Source organism: Streptomyces sp. PCS3-D2 (assembly GCF_000612545.2).
Taxonomy (GTDB): domain Bacteria; phylum Actinomycetota; class Actinomycetes; order Streptomycetales; family Streptomycetaceae; genus Streptomyces.
This window is the reverse complement of record NZ_CP097800.1, coordinates 4,151,151-4,172,871: the sequence shown is the minus strand read 5'-3', so window position 1 is coordinate 4,172,871 and position 21,721 is coordinate 4,151,151. Positions and strand designations below refer to the sequence as shown.

Here is a 21,721-nt window from a genome sequence, read left to right as displayed (position 1 = left end):
CTGAAGGGTGCCGGGTGCGACGCCCCTCGCCCCTTCCGTGACGACCGGTCGAGCAGGCCGCCCGGACCCGGCACGCCAGTGATCCAGTGATGGAGTCAGGCGGTCAGGGGTACGCGTACCGCAAGACGGGTACGCGATGAGGTACGGATACAGACATGCCGCAGCGCCCGGCAACAGGTCTCTCGTGGAGGAGGGACCTAGTCATCGGGCACCGCGGCAAGCTGTGCACACCGTGCACGAGGCTTCGCGTCAGGACGCGAGCACCTCGTCGAGGAGGGCCTCGGCCTTGTCCTCGTTCGTGTTCTCTGCGAGCGCGAGCTCGCTGACCAGGATCTGGCGCGCCTTCGCGAGCATGCGCTTCTCACCCGCGGAGAGCCCGCGCTCGCGCTCCCGACGCCACAGGTCGCGCACCACTTCGGCGACCTTGATGACATCGCCAGAAGCGAGCTTCTCCAGATTCGCCTTGTAGCGCCGGGACCAGTTCGTCGGCTCTTCTGCGTACGGTGCACGAAGCACCTCGAAGACCCGGTCCAGCCCGTCCTGGCCGACTACGTCGCGAACGCCGACGAACTCCGCGTTGTCCGCAGGCACACGAACCGTCAGGTCGCCCTGGGCGACCTTGAGCACCAAGTAGGTCTTGTCCACGCCTTTGATCTGACGAGTCTCAATGGCCTCGATCAGCGCGGCCCCGTGATGGGGATAGACCACGGTGTCGCCAACCTTGAACGTCATGTGACAGGTACCCCTTCCGTGGCTATCCAGGGTAACACGAGAACTGACTGTTATGAATGGCGTTTTCGCAGGTCAGGGCACATCTCGGGGCTTGACAACAGCAACAGGAACGTGCTGCGGAAGGGTTCCGGAAGGGGGTATTCGCAGGTCGGGGGCGCTGCGCGGACCGGGCGAAAGGGCCACGCTACACCCGCTGCACACCTCCACCAGTGTGACGTACGTCCCGTTTTGCCGGGTTGGGAGTCGCGAAACCGAACTGCTCCGTTCGGCTGGCGAGCAGGCGCGCGGGAGCCGGTTCCGGCCCAATCCGAAATTGATCACCGAGTGGCGTTTCGAAGGAATCCCGGAATTGATCAACGGGCGCCGGCCGCACGATATGCGAGCGACCCATGATCGGCGAGGCGAACGGCGAGGCGAACACCGGCCGGAATGCGAGATCGGGGACAACCCCGGGGTCGCGGCCGCGCTGCGGAGGGTCGGGTGCGGGGGCGGGGCGGCGGCTCGGTAACCTAAGCCCGCTGACACACCCTTAGAGCGGCTTCACACCGGCCGCTCCGGGGGTACCTCCCAGCGGTTGCCGGGAGAGCCCACCCGTTCCGTTCGTCCAAGGAGTTGCCGCCGCCGTGAGCCGCAGCCTTCGACGCGGCGCCCTCGCCGCCACCGCCGTCGTGTTCTCGATCGCCTCGCTGGCCGCATGCGGTGCGGGCAACGACGCGCAGACTCTCCAGATCAAGCCGGACAACGCCTCCGCCGCCAAGGGCGACATCGAGATCCAGAACGCACTGGTCATCACCCAGGGCGAGAAGGACCAGAAGGGCCCGGCCGTCGTCTCGGCGACCGTCTTCAACAACGGCACCGAGGCGCAGACGCTCGACGGCATCACCCTTGCGGACGGCAAGGGCAAGGTCGTGCTGAAGCCGGCCGAGGGCTCCGGCAAGATCACCGTGCCGGCCGGCGGCTCCGTGGTGCTCGGCGGCAAGGACAACGCCTCCGCCGTGATCGAGAACGGCTCCGAAGCCGCCAAGAACGGCGACGTGCAGAAGGTCGTCTTCCAGCTGAGCAGCACGGGCGGCGTCGAGCTCCAGGCCTTCGTGGTCCCGGCCGCCGGCATGTACGCGGGCTTCGGCCCGTCCGGGGCCCCGGCCGCGTCGGGCAGCCCGTCCGGCAGCCCCTCGGGCACGCCGTCCGGTTCCCCGTCGGGTGCCGCCTCCGGTTCCCCGTCCGGGTCCCCCTCGGGCGCCGCGGGCGCGTCGCCGTCGGGCTCCGCCTCGCACGCCGCGGGCCACTGATCCGGGCCACGGCGTAACGCCGTACCCGTACGCACCCGGAAAGGGCCGCCGTCCGCACCAGCGGACGGCGGCCCTTTCCGTTTCCGTGCGGGGCGTCCTACGGCTCGAACTTGTAGCCGAGGCCGCGGACCGTGACCAGGTAGCGCGGGGCTCCCGGGTCCGGCTCGATCTTGGCGCGCAGGCGCTTGACGTGGACGTCGAGGGTCTTGGTGTCGCCCACGTAGTCGGCGCCCCAGACCCGGTCGATCAGCTGCATGCGGGTCAGCACGCGGCCCGCGTTGCGCAGCAGCATCTCCAGCAGGTCGAACTCCTTCAGCGGGAGGTCCACCTTGCCGCCGGCGACGGTGACCACGTGGCGGTCGACGTCCATCCGTACCGGGCCGGCCTCCAGGGCCGCCGGGGTGACCTCCTCCGGCTCGCCGCGGCGGCGCAGGACCGCGCGGATGCGGGCGACCAGCTCCCGCGAGGAGAAGGGCTTGGTGACGTAGTCGTCCGCTCCTATCTCCAGCCCGACGACCTTGTCGATCTCGCTGTCCTTGGCGGTCACCATGATCACGGGCACGTTGGAGCGGCCGCGCAGTTGCCGGCACACCTCGGTGCCGGGCAGACCGGGGAGCATCAGGTCGAGGAGGACGAGGTCGGCGCCGTTGCGCTCGAACTCGTCGAGCCCGTCGGGGCCGGTCGCCGCGATGGCGACCTCGAAGCCCTCCTTGCGGAGCATGTAGGACAGGGCGTCGCTGAAGGATTCCTCATCCTCGACGACGAGCACTCGGGTCACGGAAGGACCTCCGGGGCAGGGATGGCTGGAGCGGAAGTGGTTCAGGCTGGGGTCGGGTGGGTGCGGGGCGCGGCCGCCGGGGACGACGCGGCCGCTTCGGGGAGCCGCAGGGTGAAGGTGGAGCCCTGGCCCTCCGAGCTCCACACCGACACCTCCCCGCCGTGCGAGGCGGCCACGTGCTTCACGATCGCAAGGCCGAGGCCGGTGCCTCCCGTGGCGCGGGAGCGGGCCGGGTCCACGCGGTAGAAGCGCTCGAAGATCCGCTCGCGGTCCTTCTCCGGGATGCCGATGCCCTGGTCGGTCACGGCGATCTCGATCAGGTCTCCTCCGGGGGCCGTGACCCTGCGTGCGGCTATGCCGACGCGGGTACGGGCGGGGCTGTAGTTGACGGCGTTCTCGACCAGGTTGCCGAGGGCGGCGGCGAGCTGCCCCCGGTGGCCCCAGACGCGCAGGTCGGCGGTGCCGCCCGCGGCCATGGTGATCTGCTTGGACGACGCCGTATGGCGGCAGCGGTCGATGGCCTCGGCGACCAGCGTGTCCACGCGGACGGGCTCGGCGTCCTCCAGCGGGTCGTCGTTCTGCACCCGGGACAGGTCGATGAGCTCCTGCACCAGGCTGATCAGCCGGGTCGACTCGATCTGCATGCGGCCGGCGAAGCGGCTGACCGCCTCGGGGTCGTCCGCGGCGTCCATGACGGCCTCGGACAGCAGGGAGATCGCCCCGACCGGGGTCTTCAGCTCGTGGGACACGTTGGCCACGAAGTCACGGCGGACGGCCTCGATGCGGCGGGCCTCGGTGAGGTCCTCGACCAGGAGCAGCACCAGGCGGGAGCCGAGCGGGGCGACGCGCGCCGACACCGCGAGGGCCTCGCCCCGACCGGTACCGCGGCGTGGCAGGTCCAGCTCGACCTGGCGTATCTCCCCGTCGCGACGGGTGTCACGGGCCATGTGGAGCATCGGCTCCACGGCAAGCTTGCCGCCGCGCACGAGCCCGAGGGCGTAGGCGGCGGACGAGGCCTTGACGACGGCGTCTCCCTCGTCGAGCACCACGGCGGAGGAGCGGAGCACCGACAGGACGGTGTCCACACCGGGCGGGAGCACCGCATTGATGTCGGGGCGCATGGAGCTCCGGGTGGGGCGGGCCTGGTCGCGCTCGCTCCAGCGGAACGCCAGCATCGCGATGACGCCGGTGCACAGACCGGCGATCGCTGCAGCTGCGGCGACCGCCGCGTTCACGTCCATGGATCCAGGTTAAGCAGGCGCGACGAGACTTCCACAGCCGTTCGGGTGGCGCCTCGAACAGTCGTCGCCCAGAGTTCACCCTGGCGACCGGGCTGATTCACTTGCGGTGCCGGAGTCGGACGCGTTTGCGGCCCACCGTGTCACCGTGGGCAGCAGGCCGCCCCGGCCCGCCCCGGGCATCACCGCAGTAACAGGTCGAGAGAGGGACACGAGACATGCGCGACGCGTACCACGAGGAACTGGACTCGATCGGGGAGGGCCTGGTCGAGATGGCCCGGCTCGTCGGTTCCGCGATCGGACGTGCCACGACGTCCATGCTCGACGCCGACCTCAAGCTCGCCGAGAGCGTCATCGCGGCGGACCAGAAGGTCGACGACCTCCAGCACGACCTGGAGGCCCGCGCCATCGCCCTGCTGGCCCGCCAGCAGCCCGTCGCCACGGACCTGCGGATCGTCGTGACCTCGCTGCGGATGAGCGCCGACCTGGAACGCAGCGGCGACCTGGCCCAGCACGTGGCGAAGCTCGCCCGGCTGCGCTTCCCGGACCGCGCCGTCCCGCGGGACCTGCACGCCACGATCCTGGAGATGGGGCAGCTGGCGCAGCGCCTGATGGCGAAGGCGGCCGAGGTCATCATCACGAAGGACGTCGACCTGGCGCTCCAGCTGGAACAGGACGACGACGAGATGGACCAGCTGCACCGCACGCTGTTCCAGCACCTGATGGACGACCGCTGGAAGCACGGCATCGAGACGGCGGTGGACGTGACGCTGCTCGGCCGCTACTACGAGCGCTTCGCCGACCACGCGGTGTCGGTCGCCAAGCGGGTGGTCTACCTGGTGACGGGCGAGCACGCCGACGAGCTCCAGCAGCCGACCCAGGTCGAGGGCGTCTGAAGCCCGGCACGGCGCCCTGGTGTGCGGCGGTGTGCGACGGCGCCGAGCCACTTCGAGCCCCCGTGCGCCGTTGACGCGCCGGTAGAGCTGGGCATGAATGAGGGCGAGTGCGGTCAGTCGTACGAGTCCCGCATGCCGCGGGGCGCCGCCTCGCCGAGGAGGAACCATGCCCGATTCCCCCGTCCCCATCACCCCGGAGCAGGAGCAGCCGCCGAGGCCCGAGCCGCTCCGGCTCCCGCTGCTCGCGGCCTGTGGCTGCGGCTCCGGCTGCGGCTGCGGCTGCCAGTCCGGCGCCCCCTGCCAGTGCGGTGGCTGACCGGGCCCACCCGGTCCGGCACGCGCAAGGGCCCCCTGCCCGTGGACATTCCGCGGACGGGGGGCCTTTTTTCGCGCCTCCGGGCGGCACCGCCGGGCCCGGCCGCCCCCGATCCGCCGGGCAGGCCCTAGCGCAGGAGCCACTTCCGGGTCAGCGCCATGACCTCCGCGCGGCTGCGGCCGCCGTGGTCGGCGGCGATGAAGTGGGAGCCGATCCGCAGGGAGAAGGTGATCAGGGAGCGGACTTCGACGTCGTCCTCGTCGGCGCAGAACGCGCGGAACAGCGAGCGCAAGTACTCCATACGCCGGCTGTCCGCGCGGCGCAGCCGCTCGGCGACGGCCTCGTCGCGCCGGGCCCAGTCGCGGATCGCCAGGTCGGCGTCGACGCCGACCACCGGCCCCTCCTCGTAGGAGGCGACGATCGTGAACAGCCGGTCCAGCCTGGCCCTGGCGTCTCCCCCGCCGCTCTCGACCAGCTCGATCACCGCCTCGGTGACCTCGCGCTCCCAGGTGTCGAGCATCTCGGTGAGCAGCGCGCCCCGGCTGCCGAAGTACCCGTAGAAGCCGCCCTTGCTGACGCCGAGCGCCTGCGCGAGCACCTCGACGCGGACGGCCTCCGGGCCGCCGGCGGCCAGCGCCCGCAGCCCCTCCTCGATCCACTTGCCGCGCGGTGTGCGGGTCGCACCCATGCCGGTCCCTCCTCGCCACCCCTTCTATACGGTGCCGTATAGAAGGGTGCTAACCTCGATCTATACGGCATCGTATAGAAGGGGCTTGCTCATGAGACTCCCCCGCACCGCCCACACCTCCCGACCCTGGCGGATCCACGAGATCACCGGCGACTTCCGGGTCGAGGACGTGTGGGCGCTGCCGACGCCGGGCGGCCCGGACGACCTCGCGCGACTGGTGCGCCAGTTCACCCGGCAGGGCGCGGGGCACCCCGTCCCCTCCCGCGCGGGGCGCGCCCTCTTCGCGATCCGGTGGAAGCTCGGGGCGCTGCTCGGCTGGGACGCGCCGGCCGACGGCCTCCGCTCCCGGGTGCCGACGCTGCGCGACCGGCTGCCGGCGGACCTCAGGGAGGGCGAGCGCGGACCGGACGTCCCCTCGCTCCCCTTCACCTCCGTCTACCAGACACACGACGAGTGGGCGGCGGAGACGGCCAACAAGACGATGCACGGGGTGATGCACATCGGCTGGGTCCCGGACGGCAACGGCGGTCACCGCGGCCAGATGGCCGTCCTGGTCAAGCCCAACGGGCTGCTGGGCGCGGCCTACATGCTGACCATCAAGCCCTTCCGTCACCTGGGCGTCTACCCGGCCCTCATCCGCTCGATCGGCGCCGAGTGGCAGAGATCCGCGGCGCCCGCCCCGGACTGATCCGGGAAGCGGCCTTTCCGCAGGGAAGGCCCGTATCCGCAGGGACGGCCTGTACGGCGACGCGCCGGACGGCCCCACGACGGCGAGAAGCCCCCTACCCGCTGGGAAGCAGCAGGTAGGGGGCTGTTGCGTGCGTGAGGGCTACTTCTTGCCCTGGTTCTTGACGGCCTCGATGGCGGCCGCGGCAGCAGCCGGGTCCAGGTAGGTGCCGCCCGGGTTGAGGGGCTTGAAGTCCGCGTCCAGCTCGTAGACGAGCGGGATGCCGGTGGGGATGTTCAGGCCGGTGATGTCCTCGTCCGAGATGCTGTCGAGGTGCTTGACCAGACCGCGCAGGGAGTTGCCGTGCGCGGCCACCAGGACCGTGCGGCCCGCCAGGAGGTCCGGGACGATGCCGTCGTACCAGTACGGCAGCATGCGCTCGACGACGTCCTTGAGGCACTCGGTGCGCGGACGCAGCTCGTTCGGGATCGACGCGTAGCGCGGGTCCTCGGACTGCGAGAACTCCGTGCCGTCCTCGAGCACCGGCGGCGGGGTGTCGTAGGAGCGGCGCCACAGCATGAACTGCTCCTCGCCGAACTCCGCGAGGGTCTGCGCCTTGTCCTTGCCCTGCAGCGCGCCGTAGTGGCGCTCGTTCAGGCGCCAGGAGCGGTGCACCGGGATCCAGTGGCGGTCCGCGGACTCGAGCGCGAGCTGCGCGGTGCGGATGGCGCGCTTCTGGAGGGAGGTGTGCAGCACGTCGGGCAGCAGGCCGGCGTCCTTGAGCAGCTCACCGCCGCGGACCGCCTCCTTCTCGCCCTTCTCGGTGAGGTTGACGTCCACCCAGCCGGTGAACAGGTTCTTCGCGTTCCATTCGCTCTCGCCGTGGCGGAGGAGGATCAGCTTGTACGGTGCGTCGGCCATGCGTACGAGCCTAATGGACGCGCGCACGCGCCCGCGCGCGGTGCGCGGCGGCGCCGATTGACGGTGCGGGTCAATTGACTGGCGCCCGGAGCCCACCCCCTCGTAACGTGCACCTCGCGATTGCGACACTTACACCCTCGGGGGGATCCCTTATGTCCGCTGCCCGTCTGAGACGTGCCGCCCGGGAGAGCGTCTCGGGTCTGCCCCGGGCGTTCTGGTGGCTGTGGACGAGCACCCTGGTGAACCGGCTCGGGGCCTTCGTCGCCACCTTCATGACCTTGTACCTGACCCTGGACCGGGGCTACTCGGCCTCCTTCGCGGGACTCGTGGTCGCCCTCCACGGGCTGGGCGGCGTGATCTCCTCGCTCGTCGCGGGCGTGATGACCGACCGGCTGGGGCGGCGCCCCACGCTGCTGGCGGCCCAGGCCTCGACCGCCTTCTCGGTGGCACTGCTGGGCTTTATGGAACACCCGGCGGCCATTGCCGCGGTGGCCCTGCTGGTCGGCATGACCTCGAACGCCTCCCGCCCGGCGGTCGCGGCGATGATGGCCGACATCGTCCGCCCCGAGGACCGCGTACGGGCCTTCGCGCTCAACTACTGGGCCATCAACCTCGGCTTCGCCGTCAGTGCGACCGCGGCCGGCCTGATCGCCGAGTACAGCTACCTGGCCGGCTTCCTGGGCGAGGCGGCCCTCACGCTGACCTGCGCGGTGCTGGTGTACGCCAAGCTGCCCGAGTCCCGGCCCGAGCGCGGCGGGTCCGGCGGGTCGGGGTCCGGCGACTCCGGAGCCGGCGGATCCTCGGACAAGGGGGGCTCGGAAGCGGAGATCGGGCTCGGCACCGTGCTGCGGGACGGGCGGTTCATGGGTGTGGTCGGACTGTCGTTCCTGATCTCACTGATCTTCACGCAGGGGGCGGTCGGCCTGCCCGTCGCGATGGGCTCCGCCGGGTTCTCGCCCTGGGACTACGGGCTCGTGATCGCCGTGAACGGCTTCCTGATCGTCGTCCTGCAGATCCCCGTCACCCGCTTCATCGAGCACCGCGACCCGCAGAAGCTGCTGGTGGTCTCGGCACTGCTGGCCGGCTACGGCTTCGCGCTGACGGCCTTCGCCGGACCGGTGTGGGCCTACGCGCTGACGGTGTGCGTCTGGACGCTCGCCGAGATCGTCAACTCGCCGACCCAGATGAGCCTGGTCGTACGGCTCTCGCCGGTGCACGGGCGCGGGCGCTACCAGGGCGTCTACACGATGTCCTGGGCGGTGGCCGCGCTGGTCGCGCCGCTGATGGCCGGCTTCATGATCGACCGGTGGGGGGCGGACTGGCTCTGGGCGGCCACCGGCGCCCTCGGCACGGTGGCGGCGGTCGGCTACTGGCTGCTGATGCGAGGGCTCTCCGAGGAGGACAGGGGGACGGCCCCGGCAGCGGCCGGCGGCGCCCCCGCTGCCCCGCCGGAAGCACCGCCCGCCGACCCCGCACCGGCTCCGGCCGAGCCGCTCCCCGCCTCGGGGCCGGCGCGGGCGGACCGCCGGGGCCGGGCCGGAGCACGCTGACCGGCCGCGGGCCCGCTCGGCACCGGCGGCCGGGCGGGAGCCCGCCGCTGCGAGCCGGGCGCGGGCCACGGGCCCGTTCGCCGCAGGCTGGGCCCGGGGCCGCGGGCCCGTGCAGGACGAGCAGGGGCCATCGGCCAGGGCCGGTGGGATCAGGCCAGCTGGCCGAAGATCGCGGCGAGCAGGGTCCCGGCGGCGAGGAAGAGGACCGTCAGCACCGCCATGGCCGTCTTCTGCTCCGCCGTCACTCCGGCCTCCGGAATGGCCATGTCCATGCCCATGTCCATGGCCGTGTCCATGGCCGTGTCGGGGCGTTCCGCGGCCGGCTGCGGCAGCGGCTCGCCGCCGGCGCCGAGCGCCCGTACCGTCCCCATCCCGTGCTTGAGGTGGTTGGCGACCAGCCACACGTTGACCGGGTACGCGAAGCCGAGGCCGGCCAGCACCGACAGCGAGAACGTCGCCCAGAAGCGCACGTCACCGACGTCCTGCGCGCCCGGCACGTGGCTGCGCACGATCACGTTCACCGCGACCATGGCGCCCATCACGCAGTTCATCGAGAGCCACTCCGCGTACACCGTCGCCCGGACGGCCCGCGGATAGCTGCCGCCGAGCATGTCGCGCATGAACAGGGCCTGGAAGACGAGCAGCCCGAAGCCGAAGCCCACCACGTACTCAAGCAGGGCGTCGGCCCACGGCGGGAGGCCGAGCAGCGAGGCGACGACGGCCGCGACCATGATGCCGGTCGCGTCGCCGGCCACGCAGTGGATCGTGGAGCCGAGCGCCTGCTTCCACAGCGGCGCCACGAACCGCTCGTGGGTCCACGGTCGCGGTTCCTTGCAGGACAGCACGTAGAGCGCGGCGCCCACCGGGCCGATGTAGAGGGTCACCAGCACCCAGCCCCACTTCATCACCGTGAGCTCGGGGTTACGGGTGAAGGCGTCGTGGGCGACGTAGCCGGCGGACAGGAGAACCAGGGCGAACCAGGTGTACATGAGTGCTTCGGCTGTGTTCCCGCTCATCCCGCCACGGTGCGGGTGCCCGGCCCCGGCGGGGCGGGCCGACACGCCACCCCCCGCCGTTCGGTGCTCCGTGTCAGCCGATCGGAGTGCCGGGGCCGGCCTGATCGCCCTGCGGCCGCGTCAGGTGCTTGAAGGCGTCGAGGTTGAAGGTCGGCTCGCCGCGCGAGACGCGCCAGTCGTACTCGCGCCGGATCGCGCTCGCGAAGCCCAACTCCAGCAGTGTGTTGAACGAACCGTCCGCGGCCTCCAGCACGGTGCCGAGCAGTCGGTCGAGCTCCTCCGGGGTGACGACCCCGAGCGGCAGGCGGGCCGTCAGGTAGATGTCGCCGAGCCGGTCGACCGCGTACGCCATCCCGTACAGCTTGAGGTTGCGCTCCAGCAGCCAGCGGTGGACGCCCGCCTCGTTCTCGTCGGGGTGGCGGATCACGAAGGCGTTGACCGACAGGGAGTGCCGGCCGACCCGGATCGAGCAGGTGGTGCTCAGCTTGCGGGTGCCGGGGAGCGTGACGACGTAGGCGCCCGGCGCCGGGCTCTCCCAGCTCAGTTCCGCGCCGGTCAGCGCGCTCTCGATGATCTCGGCGATCTCGGCGGTGTCAGCCATGGTGGGAGCGTACGCGACGGCGGTGATCGTGCATCGCCGCCGTGTAGACGTCGGCCGTGCCGCTCGCCGCGGTGTCCCAGCCGAAGAACTGCGCGTGCCGCGCGGCCTCCGCGCCCATCCGATCCGTGAGCCCGGGATCGTCGACGAAGCGGCGCAGCCGGTTCGCGTAGTCCGCCGGGTCGTGCCCGGGTACGAGGATGCCGGTGACGCCGTCGTTGACGGCGACGGGCAGCCCGCCGACCTCGGCGGCCAGCACCGGGGTGCCGGTGGCCTGGGCCTCTATCGCGACGAGCCCGAAGGACTCGCTGTAGGAGGGCATGACCAGCACGGACGCCGCGCGGAACCAGTCCGCGAGCCCGTCCTGGGCGACCGGCGGGTGGAAGTGCACGAGGTCGGCTATGCCCAGCTTCGCGGCGAGCTTCTGCAGGCCCTCGGGCTTGGCGAGACCGCTGCCACTGGGGCCTCCGACGACGGGGACGAAGAGGCGGCGGCGCAGTGAGGGGTCCCGGTCGACGAGGACGGCGACGGCGCGCAGCAGGATGTCGGGGGCCTTCAGCGGCTGGATCCGCCCGGCGAAGAGGGGGATGACGGCGTCCTGCGGGAGGCCCAGGCGGGCGCGGGCGGCGGCCCGGCCGTCGCCGACGGTGAACCGGTCGAGGTTCACGCCCGGGTGCACGACGGCCACCTTGGCGGGGTCGGCCTCGTAGTACCGCACGAGCTCGTCGGCCTCTTCGGCCGTGTTGGCGATGAGCCGGTCGGCGGCGGACACGATCTGCGTCTCGCCGATGACCCGGGCGGCGGGCTCGGGGCTGTCGCCCTCGGCCAGCGCCGCGTTCTTGACCTTGGCCATGGTGTGCATGGCGTGCACGAGGGGGACGCCCCAGCGCTGGGCGGCGAGCCAGCCCACGTGTCCGGAGAGCCAGTAGTGGGAGTGGACGAGGTCGTAGTGGCCGGGCCGGTGGCGGGCCCAGGCCTGCATCACTCCGTGGGTGAAGGCGCACAGCTGGGCCGGGAGCTCCTCCTTGGCGAGGCCCTCGTAGGGGCCCGCGTCCACGTGTCGTACGAGCACGCCGGGCGCCAGCTCGACCACGGGCGGCAGCCCTCCGGTGGTGGCCCGGGTGAAGATCTCGACCTCGATGTTGATCGCGGCGAGCCGCCTGGCCAGCTCCACGATGTAGACGTTCATCCCGCCCGCGTCGCCGGTGCCGGGCTGGTGCAGCGGTGAGGTGTGCACGCTGAGCATGGCCACGCGGCGCGGTTTGCGGTGGTGGCCGACGGCCGGCAGGCGCAGCCGGGGCGGCTCGTGGCGGGTGGCGGCACGGGCGGCGGCGAGGCGCCCGCTGAGGCTGCCGCCGAGGCGGGACACGTACTGGCTCAAGGAAGCGCTTCCTCTCGGCTCGGACGGTGCGCGCGCGACGCTCGGACGGCATGACGACGGGGGCGCGTGGGGCGCCCTGCAAGGAGTGCAACCCGGATGGCCGTCCCCCGCATTCCGGGGAATCCGCATTTCCTGCCGGCTCCTCGTGATTCTTGCCGCCTTCCGGGAGCGCAATCCGGTGCGGGGCGCCCGGCGCCGCGCGATTTTCATGGTGTGCGGGCGCTCCGCTTACCCTCGGCCCATGACCTCCCGCACCACCCCGTCACCCAGCCGCGCCCCCGGCCGTCCTGTGGGCTCGGTGACGCGCGGGACGACGAACCCGAACCGGTTGCGCCGGATGGACCGCTGGATCGCGGCCACCCACGGGGCCGTGCTGCGGCGTGCGGGTGATCCGGTGGCGGTGGACCTCGGCTACGGGGCCGCGCCCTGGACCGCGGTCGAGCTGCTGGCACGGCTGCGGGAGACGGCGCCGCGCGTGCGGGTGGTGGGCATCGAGATCGAGCCGGCTCGGGTGGCGGGGGCGAAGCCGTACGAGCGGGACGGGCTGAGCTTCCGACACGGCGGCTTCGAGGTCCCGCTGGAGGGCGGGGAACGGCCGATGCTGATCCGCGCGGCGAACGTACTGCGCCAGTACGACGAGGAGCAGGTCGCAGAGGTCTGGGCGCGGCTGTGCGCGCGGCTGGCCCCGGGCGGGCTGCTGGTGGAGGGGACCTGCGACGAGATCGGGCGGCGGCACGTGTGGGTGGCGCTGGGTCCGGAGGGCCCGCGCACGGTGACGTTCGCGACCCGGCTGGGGTCGCTGGAGCGCCCCTCCGACCTGGCGGAGCGGCTGCCGAAGGCGCTGATCCACCGGAACGTTCCGGGCGAGCCGGTGCACGCGTTCCTGCGCGACTTCGACCGGGCGTGGGCGGCGGCGGCTCCGTACGCCTCGTACGGAGCGCGGCAGCGCTGGATCCGGACGGCGCGGGCGCTGTCCGCCGACTGGCCGCTGGCGGACGGGCCGGTGCGGTGGCGGCAGGGGGAACTGACCCTGCGCTGGGAGTCGTTGCGCCCGCTGGGGTGAATGCGGTGCGGCGGGGAACCGGGGGCGGGTGTGCCCCGTTCGATCCATGGGGGGCAGGGATCGGGGGCCGTCGGGGCAGACAAGATCGAAATGCCCTCCACAAGGCTGTCGGAATTCTTCGACTCGTGGCACCATCCCGATGGCAGTGCGAAGTTACTGATGAATAGTCAGATCTGGTGTCGGATCTGACGCGGGTGCCTGGGGGGACCATGGGGTCGGTAGGGCGACGACGCGCAAGCTCTCTCGCGCTGCTGTGCGCGATGGCGGTACTGACGGCGCCGGGCCTGGCGACGGGCACGGCGTACGCGGCTCCGGCCGTACCGGGCGCGCCGGGCGCGCCGACGGCTCCGGCCGCACCCGGGGCACCGACCGCTCCGCTGCCCGAGCCGGGCGGCGCGTCGCTGGAGCAGGTCCGCAAGGACATCGAGGAGCTCTACCGGCAGGCGGGCGCCGCGACGGACGCCTACAACCTCGCCGAAGCCGAGGCCAAGGCCCAGTCGGACAAGATCGTCGAGATCGCCAACCTGATCGTCGCCGGCAAGGAGCGGATCGCCGTCCTGAAGAGCCGTGCGGGCGCTGCGGCCCGTGCGCAGTACCGCTCGGGCGGCCTGCCCCCGGGCGCGCGGCTGGCGTTGAGCGAGGACCCGAACCAGTTCCTCGACGGGGCCGACCGGTTGCGCCAGGGCGAGAAGGCCGCCTCGGACCTCCTCTCCGAACTAAACCGCACCCAGGCGGACTTGCAGCGCTACGCGGAGGAGGCGAGCGAGCGCTGGAAGACGCTGGAGGACAACCGGGTCAAGCAGGAGGAGTCCAAGAAGCAGATCGAGGAGAAGATCAAGGCCGCCGAGGAGCTGGAGAGCAAGCTGGAGGCCGAAGAGAAGGCCCGGCTGATCCAGCTCGAACAGGAAGCCCAGTACCGCGCGCAGACGGCATGGCTGTCCACGGGCGCGATGAAGGACGTGAACGGCAAGGCGACGGAGGCCGGGAAGCTGGCCGTGCAGTTCGCCACGGCGCAGATAGGGAAGCCGTACAAGTGGGGCGCCGTCGGCCCCGACTCCTTCGACTGCTCCGGGCTGACCTCCCAGGCCTGGCGCGCGGCGGGACGCGGCATCCCGCGCACCTCGCAGGAGCAGCTGCGGCTGCTGCCGAAGATCGCGGTCAAGGACATGCGTCCGGGCGACCTGATCATCTACTTCGACGACGCGAGCCACGTCGGCATGTACGTGGGCGACGGCGCGATGGTCCACGCCCCGCGCCCCGGCCGCAACGTGACGATGGCGGGCGCGGGCTCGATGCCGATCAAGGCAGTGGTCCGCCCGGACGCCTGACCCCTCCCGGGCGGGGTCGGCGGCCACGGGGCCACGCACCCCGCCCCGAGCCCGCCCCGAGCCCGCCCCGAGCCCGGCCCGCAATCGGCCCGCAGCCGGCCCGGCATCCGTAGGCCGGGGCGGGCGGGCTCGGCGGGCTGCGGTCGGCGGGCCGGGCGAAGCCCTGCGTACCCGGGAGGCGGGGGTCCGGCCCCGGAGGTCCAGCCCCGGAGGTCCGGCCCGCCAGGTCCGGCCCCGCACCTGGCCGGGGCAGGCCCGCGAGCCGCAGGCGGCAGGGCGGCCGGCAGGCGCCGGGACCGAGGCAACGCGGTGCGGGCGGGGGACGTCTCGGTACACGGGACGGAATGCGGCCCCGCCGTGACCTTTGTCATCCGGTGAGGCCGTTTTTCCCCCGTGATGACGGCATATGACGGAGACCCCCGCCGAGAACGGCATTCCGTTCGCGGGGCCGGGACCGCTAGGGTCTGCCGGAGCGCACCCTCGGGGGGAGGGAAGGAACCGGAAACGATGCCCGTACCCGTACCGCGGCAGAGGGAGACCCCCGCCACGGAGAGCGGTCAGGCCGTTCTGCATGCCGCCGCACCGCCCATCCCCATCGGTGCCGGTGTCGCACAGGCGACCCCGCAGACCACCGCCCTGACCCTCCTGGTCATCGAGGACGACCCCGCCGGCGGTCTCACCGTCCCCGAGATCCTCGACGCCGACGGCCACCGCATCCGGGTTCGCACCGCCCGCAACCTCACCGAGGCCGAGCGGCTGCTCACCCCCGATGTGCACTGCATCCTGCTCGACCTGTCGCTTCCCGGAAGCGGAACCCGCGCCGGCATCGGGATCACGACCACCGCCACCACCATCGCCACGGCGCCGGCGACCGCGACCGTGGAGCAGCAGCTCGCCGTCCTGCACCAGGTGCTGCGCCTCGCGCCCCACCACGCCGTCCTCGTCCTGACCGACGAGGACGACGCCGAGCGCGCCGCCGAGGCCGTCCGGGTCGGTGCCCAGGACTTCCTCTTCCGCGACGAACTGGACGGCCGCCTGTTGAGCCGCGCCATCCGCTACGCGGTGGAGAGAAAACGGGCCGACATAGCCCAGTACAAGCTTGCAGAATCGAAACTGCGCGCCCAGGAGAACGCCCGCCTGGAGCGCGGCCTGCTCCCCACCCCCCTCCTGGAGGGGTCGGATCTGCGCTTCGCCGCCCGCTACCGCCCCGGCCGCAGCCGGGCCCTCCTCGGCGGCGACTTCTACGACACCGTCCGCACCCCCGACGGCACCGTCCACGCCATGATCGGCGACGTCTGCGGCCACGGCCCGGACGAAGCCGCCCTCGGCGTCGAGCTCCGCATCGCCTGGCGCGCCCTGACCCTGGCCGGCCTCTGCGGCGACGACCTGCTGGCCACCCTCCAGGAGGTACTGGAGGTGGAGCGCCCCTGCGAGGAGATCTTCGCGACGCTGTGCACCGTCGACATCGCCCCGGACGGCCGCCGCGCGGGCCTGTGCCTCGCCGGCCATCCGGCACCGCTGATCTCCCGTCCGGGGCGCCGCGCGCAGCTCCTCCCGTACGAGAACAGCGGCCCGGCCCTCGGACTGCTGCCCCGGGCCCGCTGGCCGCGCCGACAGGTCGAGCTCGGCGGCAGCTGGAGCCTGATGCTCTACACCGACGGCCTCATCGAGGGGCGGATCGGCGAGGGCAAGGAACGCCTGGGCCAGGACGGCATGGTCGAGATGATCAACCGCCACCTGGACCGCGGTCTGAGCGGCGAGGCGCTGCTGGAGGCCTCCGTCACCGAGGCCCGCCGCCTCAACGGCGGCGAGCTCACCGACGACGTGGCCGTGGTCCTGCTCTCGCGCGCCGAAGGCTGACCCGAGTCCGGCTCGGCCCGCCCCTACCCCTGCCCCTGGCGGCAAAGGGCTACCGGCCGGAGACGGGTCTACCGTCCGCCGTTGTAGGGGCCGTACGGCCCGTCACTGCTGCTGCCGCCACTGCGGCGGCCGCCGCCGCCCGAGACCTGCTTGAGGGCCGGCCGTACGTCCACGAAGAACACGATGGTCGCCACCAGGCCCGCGATCTGGAGGAAGAGCAGCCCCAGGAAGGCGTCCACGAGCACGGTGATACCGAGGATCACCAGCCAAAAGGTCTTGCTCTGCTTGTCGGCCGCCCGGTAGGCGTCCTCACGGGCCAGCAGCGCGAACCCGAAGGCCACCACGGCGAGCACCAGCATGGCGAGCCCGAGCAGCGGGATCACCCCTCGATCGAACCCGTCCATCAACATCGCTTCGACCGCCTTCTCCTGCTCGCACTTCGCACGTCGGATCCCACCTCACTCCACGCTACCGGTACCCGCCCCTCCATCAACCACAACGGGCCGGGCCCTCGAAGGGTGCCCGGCCCGTGCTCGCCCCTGCGGGCGCGGTTCAGCTCGCGTCGTCCGCGGCGACGACGGCCTTCTTGGCCGTGGTCTTGCGCGCGGCGGGCTTCTTCGCGGCGGGCCGTTCCTCGGCCGCGGCCTCCGCGGCCGGCTCGGCCTGCACCTCAGGAGTCGGCTCGGGCCGCGGCTCGACGACGACGGCGATGTCGACGATCTCCTCGGAGACCTCGCCGCGCCAGGCCCGTACGGCCTGCTCACCGTGCTCGGCGACCTTGTCGTAGGTCTCCTTGGCGCGCACCGCGTACTCGGCGGCCACCCCGACGCCGCGCAGCGCCAGGTCCTGGGCGCTCTCCCCGATCTTCTTCGGGTCGATCGCGCCGAACACCTCGGCCACCTTCGCGGTGACCGCTTCCTGCACGGCCTTCGGGTCCGTGTTCTTCACGGCCTCGATGCGCGCGGGGGCCTCGGCGCGCAGCTGCTCGATGAGCTCCGGCACCTTCTTCGCCTGCTGGACGGCGAGGTCGGCGGTGCCGGCGGCGAAGTAGAGGGGAGTGGGGTCGGTGAGGGTCTTCTTCAGGTCATCGGCGATGGCCATGTGCTGGTCCTCCCGGATCAACTTCAGTCGGTCTTCGACGGCATCTCGTCGGACGGTGTGCCAGGCCCGTCGGGAACGGCGGGATCGCCGGGAACGGCGGGCGCGTCGAGTGCGTTCTCCTTGCGGAACGACTCGTAGATCTGGAGCAGCACCTGCTTCTGCCGCTCGTTGATGGACGGGTCGGCGAGTATGGCGGCTCGCGTCTCCACCTCGTCGCGGTCCCGCTCGTCCAGGATCCCGGCCTGCACGTACAGCGTCTCCGCGGAGATCCGCAGCGCCTTGGCCAGCTGCTGCAGGATGTCCGCGCTCGGCTTGCGCAGCCCGCGCTCGATCTGGCTCAGGTACGGATTCGACACCCCCGCCGCATCGGCCAGCTGCCGCAGCGAGAGCTGCGCCTGCCGCCGTTGCTCACGAAGGTATTCGCCGAGATGTCCGACGTTGAGCGATGCCATGCTCCAGATCCTGCCCGACCTTGCTAACTTTTGCAAGCAGATGCTTGCAACATCTCCCACCCGCCTCCCGGCCCGACTTGTGACTGCACGCGATAGTTGTCACTTCGCAGCGACGGTTGTCACCACGCTCACATACGGGCACCGCCTGGATCTGTCGGGGCCACTGTCATGGGCACCCCCTATCTTCTGACTGAGCAGTTGGCTCGTGGATGAGGGGTGTGTGGGATGGCATGGGTGAAAAATCCGCGGCTGGAGGCCGGGCGGGAGGTCAGCGAGTTTCTGGACGCGGTCTTTGTGCCGGGGGCACGTCTCGGCGTGCGTGCTGACGACCCGCTCACCTTCATCACCGTGGTCGAGGTGGAGGAGGTGACCACGATCCGGGTTCCCAGCGGTCGGCTGATCGTGGACTCGCCGTGGTCCGACGAGGCGGGGCGTGAGATCGTCGCGCGGATTCCGCCCGGCACGTACCGCGTGGAGGCGGCCTGGACGGAGGCCCCGTACGAGCACGGCGGCGACTACTTCGACGGACGGGAGTGTGCCGCAACCCGACTGCGCGTCGGCGATGACCCGGTGGCAGTCTGGGAGATCGGCATCGGGGTGAACGATGCTATCGGGGACGCCGAGATCGCTGCCGCCGGGTTCCATTCCGACAGCGAGGCCACGGGAGCCATCGCCGACGTCGAGGCGTGGGAAGCGCTGACCGCACCATTCCACCGCTACCGGCGGGAAGTGTCGTCATACGGAGGATCCGGTTCGGACCGGGCCACCGAAGACCTGTGCGACGGCTGGTTTGAGAAGAGCACCGATGAAGCTCTAAACGCTGACCTCATCGCCTTCGGCGTCCCTGAAGGATGGTCCCCCGTCTGGATCGGACGCACCCAGAGCGGCACCGTGGCGTCCATCATCGCGCCAGGTCAAATGGCAACAAGCCCTCTGGCCTGAGCGCGCTGTCTGGAACCCGCAGGTTCCGCCGGGCGCCACTTTCGGACTGGGCACGTTCTCCGGAGCTGGTGACAACACGATTGAGATCAGCCCGGAAGTGACAACCACCGCGTGAATTCAGTGACAGAAAGCGCTGCGATCCCGAGGAGAGGTCCCTGGTCGACGGGCAACACCGGTGACAACTATCGCGAGCAGTCACACCCGACTGTTGTGACTGAGCACGATGGTTGTCACTTGAGCAGGACAACTGTCACCGGGGCGCACGTCGGCGATACCCCTCCGGACGCGCTCCGCTGCCACCGCCCTTGGGGATCGGCCCGCGGGCGATGATGGCACCCATGGCCATCATGCTCTTGGAGCGGTTCATGCTGACGATCCGCACAGGGAACGAGACCCACGCCTCGCGTCGGAGGTAGATCGACAACGCCTGATCGACACGGCCGGCTTGATGGATGAGCGGCAGCATGAGCTCCCGCGCCTGTTCCTCGTCCGAGGCGTCGAGCAGCCGCTCGGCGATTCCGAGCACCGCGCCCATGAGAAACGGGTCCAGCGGTGGGTCGGTGAAAGGACGCGAGCTGTGCTTCTTCCCGGGCCGGTCACGAAGGGCCGCTGCTCGGGCAAGGCGCTCTTCGGCTTCCCGGTCAAGGGCCTCCGCGAGCGCCGGGGTCGCGGCGAAGAAGCGAGCCGCAGGCCAGGAGGGGAATACAAGGCCGAGCAGCGCTCTCAGGTCGGCGAAGTAGTCAGCGGCGCGGATTAGCCAGCCGACGCTCGGGGTCACGGCCGGGCCGGCGGGGTCGAGAAGTCTCAGGAGTCGGCGCTGAAGGCCGAGGAGATGCTCCAGCGTCTGCGGGTCGGGGGCGCTCCCCGGACCAGCCCCGGCTGGCTCCGCGAGCTGCGCGCCGCAGGCCGGCTGGAGGCGCCCGACGGTGCGCGGCGCGATCGTGGTCCGGCACCCACGCATTGCCGTTGACCATCCTCGCGGCGCTACTGCGCGGGGTGAACTTCCCATTCAGCGGCCCATATCGCTCAGCAAGCGAGGAGGTCAGCAGTCGGCCGATACCGCCTCCCGCCGCATCGTGGGCTGAGCTACCGCCGACCACTTGCGAACCGAACTGGTCACCGACGCGCTGAGGGCCGCGTTCCGCACTCGCCGCCCGGCCGGTCCGGTGATCTTCCACTCGGATCGCGGCTGTCAGTACACGAGCCGTGAATGCGCCTGCCTGGCTGCGGAGTTCAGAGTCCGACTCTCGGTCGGCCGCACCGGGCCGTGCTGGGACAACGCGCTGGCCGAGTCCTTCTTCTCCACCGGATCGAAAGCTGGTACAACGTGCAGCGGCTGCACAGCAGCCTCGGCTACCGCAGTCCGGCCGACTACGAGGCCGCCCTCGCGGCCTGACCACCACACCGATGGTGTCCGCCAAAGCGGAACAAGCTCACCTCAGCGACAGCATGCACACCGCAGATGTGAACCAGTTCCTGGACGAGTTCTTCCAACGCCTGCCGCCCGATGACCTGCTCCACTCCGACCCCCACCCCTACAAGATCGCCTCAATGGCCGGCACGGTGATGCGGCGGGTCCGCCGCGGCCTGAGGCGACGCCCTCCCGGGACCCGGGCACCCTCAATGTCATAGCCGTCGTGAAGGATCTCCCACATGGCTACGACTGCTGCTGACTACCTGTGGTTCGAGGAAGACTTCCCGGACCTCGCCGAGTCCTATTGCCTCACCCTCGTGCACAACGTGCCGCCGAACGAACTGCTGAGCAGACTGGGCGGCAAATCCGAACCCGAGGTCACCGGGATCAACGCACTCGTCGACACCGCATACGGGCTCTGGGACTTCAGCACCACGCGGACGTACTTCGGAATGACGACGCTCGGCCCGTGGACCCTCATGATCGAGCCCAACGGCTGGCACGGAGTGAACGAGAAGAAGGCCCTGCCCGCATCAGCGGGCACCCGCTGGATCTCCCACTACGACAACGCGAACGCCAACAACGACGGCTCGTTCCTCTGGGCCGAGGACACCGAACCCCAGCTCCAGTTCGAAATCCGCGATGCCGCCTACCGCACCGGCACCCGCGCCAACGACCTCCTCGACGTCATCCGCCACCTCGGCTTCACCTTCCCCGAAGAGCCCACCAAAACGGACGACGACCTGGCCGTGCCGGCCGCCTTCGCACTCGCCGAGCACATCACCGGCATCCGAGTCACCCCGGACCTCCTCCAGGACACCACCTTCATCTGCGGCACCGCCGACTTCCGCTGAAGGTCAGACACGGCCCCTGGCGTACCAAAACGCGTGGTTATCGCATCTCACATCAGCCAGGGTGCATGGATGACTACTGAGCAAGGTCCCGTTGAACACGAAGACCGATGGATCTTGAACCTCCGCGACTTGCCCGTCACCAGGATCGTGGTGGACTTCCGGCTCACACTGGTCCTCGGCTCCGCCTGGGAGGTCACCTTGGAGGCGCCAGCCAGCCTCTCGCACGGCTCCGTCCGAGCCAACCCGCCATCGGTTCTACATCCGGAAACGCAGGACGTTGCAGCGGCGCTCACCCCGTTCGGAGCACAGATCCGCTCCGCAATCGCCTTCAAGTCCGGCGCCCTCCGACTCTCATTCGACACGGGCACGCACCTGAACTCCGGGCTCTGCGCCTGACGCCGGTACTCCTCGATGAGCTTCCAGAAGGGAATCAACGTTCACAGCGGCACTGTGCCAGGCACCTCTGACAGTGCAGGCTCGACGAAGTATGTTCGAGGAACGGAGGATCCGTAAATCATCATCAAGCTCACCTCGGATGAGGCGCTGGTTCTGTCGGACTGACTGGAGCGGGTGCAGATGACGGACCTCAGCCGTCTCGTCGGCGATGCGGCGGACTACGCCGAACGTCCGGAGGCGG

At 71.0% G+C, this 21,721-nt stretch carries 23 protein-coding genes and 2 pseudogenes; 13 read left to right on the top strand and 12 right to left on the bottom strand.

All coding sequences use genetic code 11. The features are described from left to right. Positions 1-249 precede the first annotated feature (249 nt). Complete coding sequence (locus tag AW27_RS18390; protein ID WP_003953493.1) at positions 250-732, bottom strand: CarD family transcriptional regulator; 483 nt, start codon at positions 730-732, stop codon at positions 250-252. A 623-nt stretch (positions 733-1,355) separates the two neighbouring features. Between AW27_RS18390 and AW27_RS18385 the strand changes: the two genes are divergently transcribed. Next, the gene (locus AW27_RS18385; protein WP_037924688.1) at positions 1,356-2,021 is read left to right on the top strand and encodes a hypothetical protein; all 666 of its coding nucleotides are present in this window, start codon (positions 1,356-1,358) and stop codon (positions 2,019-2,021) included. 97 nt (positions 2,022-2,118) lie between these two features. Here the strand turns inward: AW27_RS18385 and phoP are convergent, their stop codons facing one another. Both phoP and phoR read right to left on the bottom strand, forming a co-directional pair. Next, the gene (gene phoP / locus AW27_RS18380; protein ID WP_465270294.1) at positions 2,119-2,790 is read right to left on the bottom strand and encodes a two-component system response regulator PhoP; all 672 of its coding nucleotides are present in this window, start codon (positions 2,788-2,790) and stop codon (positions 2,119-2,121) included. A 68-nt stretch (positions 2,791-2,858) separates the two neighbouring features. Then, a pseudogene (gene phoR, locus AW27_RS18375) lies at positions 2,859-4,040 on the bottom strand (two-component system sensor histidine kinase PhoR); the annotation flags it as partial. A 215-nt stretch (positions 4,041-4,255) separates the two neighbouring features. On the opposite strand from phoR, the gene phoU reads away from it, so the two are divergent. Both phoU and AW27_RS18365 read left to right on the top strand, forming a co-directional pair. Continuing rightward, positions 4,256-4,933, top strand: coding sequence for a phosphate signaling complex protein PhoU (gene phoU / locus AW27_RS18370; RefSeq protein ID WP_037924684.1), 678 nt, complete (start codon positions 4,256-4,258; stop codon positions 4,931-4,933). Between the two features lie 166 nt (positions 4,934-5,099). Continuing rightward, positions 5,100-5,249, top strand: coding sequence for a hypothetical protein (locus tag AW27_RS18365; RefSeq protein WP_167344738.1), 150 nt, complete (start codon positions 5,100-5,102; stop codon positions 5,247-5,249). A gap of 127 nt (positions 5,250-5,376) precedes the next feature. Here AW27_RS18365 and AW27_RS18360 read toward each other — a convergent pair whose 3' ends face one another. Then, the gene (locus AW27_RS18360; RefSeq protein ID WP_037924682.1) at positions 5,377-5,937 is read right to left on the bottom strand and encodes a TetR/AcrR family transcriptional regulator; all 561 of its coding nucleotides are present in this window, start codon (positions 5,935-5,937) and stop codon (positions 5,377-5,379) included. A 91-nt stretch (positions 5,938-6,028) separates the two neighbouring features. Between AW27_RS18360 and AW27_RS18355 the strand changes: the two genes are divergently transcribed. After that, entirely contained in the window at positions 6,029-6,625 is a 597-nt protein-coding gene (locus AW27_RS18355; RefSeq protein ID WP_037924679.1) for a DUF2867 domain-containing protein, read from the top strand. Positions 6,626-6,766: 141 nt separating this feature from the next. On the opposite strand, the gene AW27_RS18350 is transcribed toward AW27_RS18355, so the two are convergent. Beyond that, entirely contained in the window at positions 6,767-7,525 is a 759-nt protein-coding gene (locus AW27_RS18350) for a phosphoglyceromutase (protein ID WP_030855401.1), read from the bottom strand. Positions 7,526-7,677: 152 nt separating this feature from the next. Between AW27_RS18350 and AW27_RS18345 the strand changes: the two genes are divergently transcribed. Beyond that, positions 7,678-9,075 (top strand): MDR family MFS transporter, encoded by a 1,398-nt coding sequence (locus AW27_RS18345; RefSeq protein WP_304949885.1) that lies wholly within the window; start codon positions 7,678-7,680, stop codon positions 9,073-9,075. A gap of 149 nt (positions 9,076-9,224) precedes the next feature. Here the strand turns inward: AW27_RS18345 and AW27_RS18340 are convergent, their stop codons facing one another. From AW27_RS18340 to mshA, 3 genes are all read right to left on the bottom strand, one after another. Beyond that, complete coding sequence (locus AW27_RS18340) at positions 9,225-10,091, bottom strand: DUF4396 domain-containing protein (protein WP_037925371.1); 867 nt, start codon at positions 10,089-10,091, stop codon at positions 9,225-9,227. A 73-nt stretch (positions 10,092-10,164) separates the two neighbouring features. After that, positions 10,165-10,692 carry a type III secretion system chaperone family protein gene (locus AW27_RS18335; RefSeq protein WP_037924675.1) on the bottom strand — a complete coding sequence of 176 codons (528 nt, stop codon included), beginning with the start codon at positions 10,690-10,692 and terminating at the stop codon, positions 10,165-10,167. After that, positions 10,685-12,070 carry a D-inositol-3-phosphate glycosyltransferase gene (gene mshA, locus AW27_RS18330; protein WP_037924673.1) on the bottom strand — a complete coding sequence of 462 codons (1,386 nt, stop codon included), beginning with the start codon at positions 12,068-12,070 and terminating at the stop codon, positions 10,685-10,687. Before mshA ends, AW27_RS18335 begins: the two co-directional genes overlap by 8 nt. A 241-nt stretch (positions 12,071-12,311) precedes the next feature. Between mshA and AW27_RS18325 the strand changes: the two genes are divergently transcribed. The 3 genes from AW27_RS18325 to AW27_RS18315 all read left to right on the top strand — a co-directional run bounded on the left by AW27_RS18325 (position 12,312) and on the right by AW27_RS18315 (position 16,321). Next, positions 12,312-13,133, top strand: a complete 822-nt coding sequence (locus AW27_RS18325; RefSeq protein WP_172671362.1) for a class I SAM-dependent methyltransferase — start codon at positions 12,312-12,314, stop codon at positions 13,131-13,133. Between the two features lie 260 nt (positions 13,134-13,393). Then, the gene (locus AW27_RS18320) at positions 13,394-14,461 is read left to right on the top strand and encodes a C40 family peptidase (protein ID WP_370466503.1); all 1,068 of its coding nucleotides are present in this window, start codon (positions 13,394-13,396) and stop codon (positions 14,459-14,461) included. Positions 14,462-14,968: 507 nt separating this feature from the next. Further along, positions 14,969-16,321 (top strand): PP2C family protein-serine/threonine phosphatase, encoded by a 1,353-nt coding sequence (locus AW27_RS18315; RefSeq protein WP_037924669.1) that lies wholly within the window; start codon positions 14,969-14,971, stop codon positions 16,319-16,321. A gap of 68 nt (positions 16,322-16,389) precedes the next feature. Here AW27_RS18315 and AW27_RS18310 read toward each other — a convergent pair whose 3' ends face one another. From AW27_RS18310 to AW27_RS18300, 3 genes are all read right to left on the bottom strand, one after another. Continuing rightward, complete coding sequence (locus AW27_RS18310; RefSeq protein ID WP_037924667.1) at positions 16,390-16,731, bottom strand: DUF2516 family protein; 342 nt, start codon at positions 16,729-16,731, stop codon at positions 16,390-16,392. Between the two features lie 142 nt (positions 16,732-16,873). After that, entirely contained in the window at positions 16,874-17,422 is a 549-nt protein-coding gene (locus AW27_RS18305; RefSeq protein WP_037925367.1) for a hypothetical protein, read from the bottom strand. Between the two features lie 23 nt (positions 17,423-17,445). Continuing rightward, entirely contained in the window at positions 17,446-17,874 is a 429-nt protein-coding gene (locus AW27_RS18300) for a helix-turn-helix domain-containing protein (RefSeq protein WP_037924665.1), read from the bottom strand. 225 nt (positions 17,875-18,099) lie between these two features. Here AW27_RS18300 and AW27_RS18295 point away from each other — a divergent pair, with 225 nt between their 5' ends. Next, the gene (locus AW27_RS18295) at positions 18,100-18,816 is read left to right on the top strand and encodes a DUF4241 domain-containing protein (protein WP_037924664.1); all 717 of its coding nucleotides are present in this window, start codon (positions 18,100-18,102) and stop codon (positions 18,814-18,816) included. Positions 18,817-19,066: 250 nt separating this feature from the next. Here the strand turns inward: AW27_RS18295 and AW27_RS18290 are convergent, their stop codons facing one another. Beyond that, entirely contained in the window at positions 19,067-19,594 is a 528-nt protein-coding gene (locus AW27_RS18290) for a hypothetical protein (RefSeq protein WP_157840287.1), read from the bottom strand. 322 nt (positions 19,595-19,916) lie between these two features. On the opposite strand from AW27_RS18290, the pseudogene AW27_RS34425 reads away from it, so the two are divergent. From AW27_RS34425 to AW27_RS34420, 4 genes and pseudogenes are all read left to right on the top strand, one after another. Further along, positions 19,917-20,024 (top strand): annotated as a pseudogene (locus tag AW27_RS34425) (hypothetical protein); the annotation flags it as partial. A gap of 59 nt (positions 20,025-20,083) precedes the next feature. After that, positions 20,084-20,212, top strand: coding sequence for a hypothetical protein (locus tag AW27_RS18280; RefSeq protein ID WP_304949884.1), 129 nt, complete (start codon positions 20,084-20,086; stop codon positions 20,210-20,212). Positions 20,213-20,469: 257 nt separating this feature from the next. Continuing rightward, positions 20,470-21,084 carry a DUF6461 domain-containing protein gene (locus AW27_RS18275; protein WP_037924658.1) on the top strand — a complete coding sequence of 205 codons (615 nt, stop codon included), beginning with the start codon at positions 20,470-20,472 and terminating at the stop codon, positions 21,082-21,084. Between the two features lie 69 nt (positions 21,085-21,153). After that, entirely contained in the window at positions 21,154-21,480 is a 327-nt protein-coding gene (locus tag AW27_RS34420; protein WP_370466502.1) for a DUF6188 family protein, read from the top strand. Positions 21,481-21,721 lie beyond the last annotated feature (241 nt).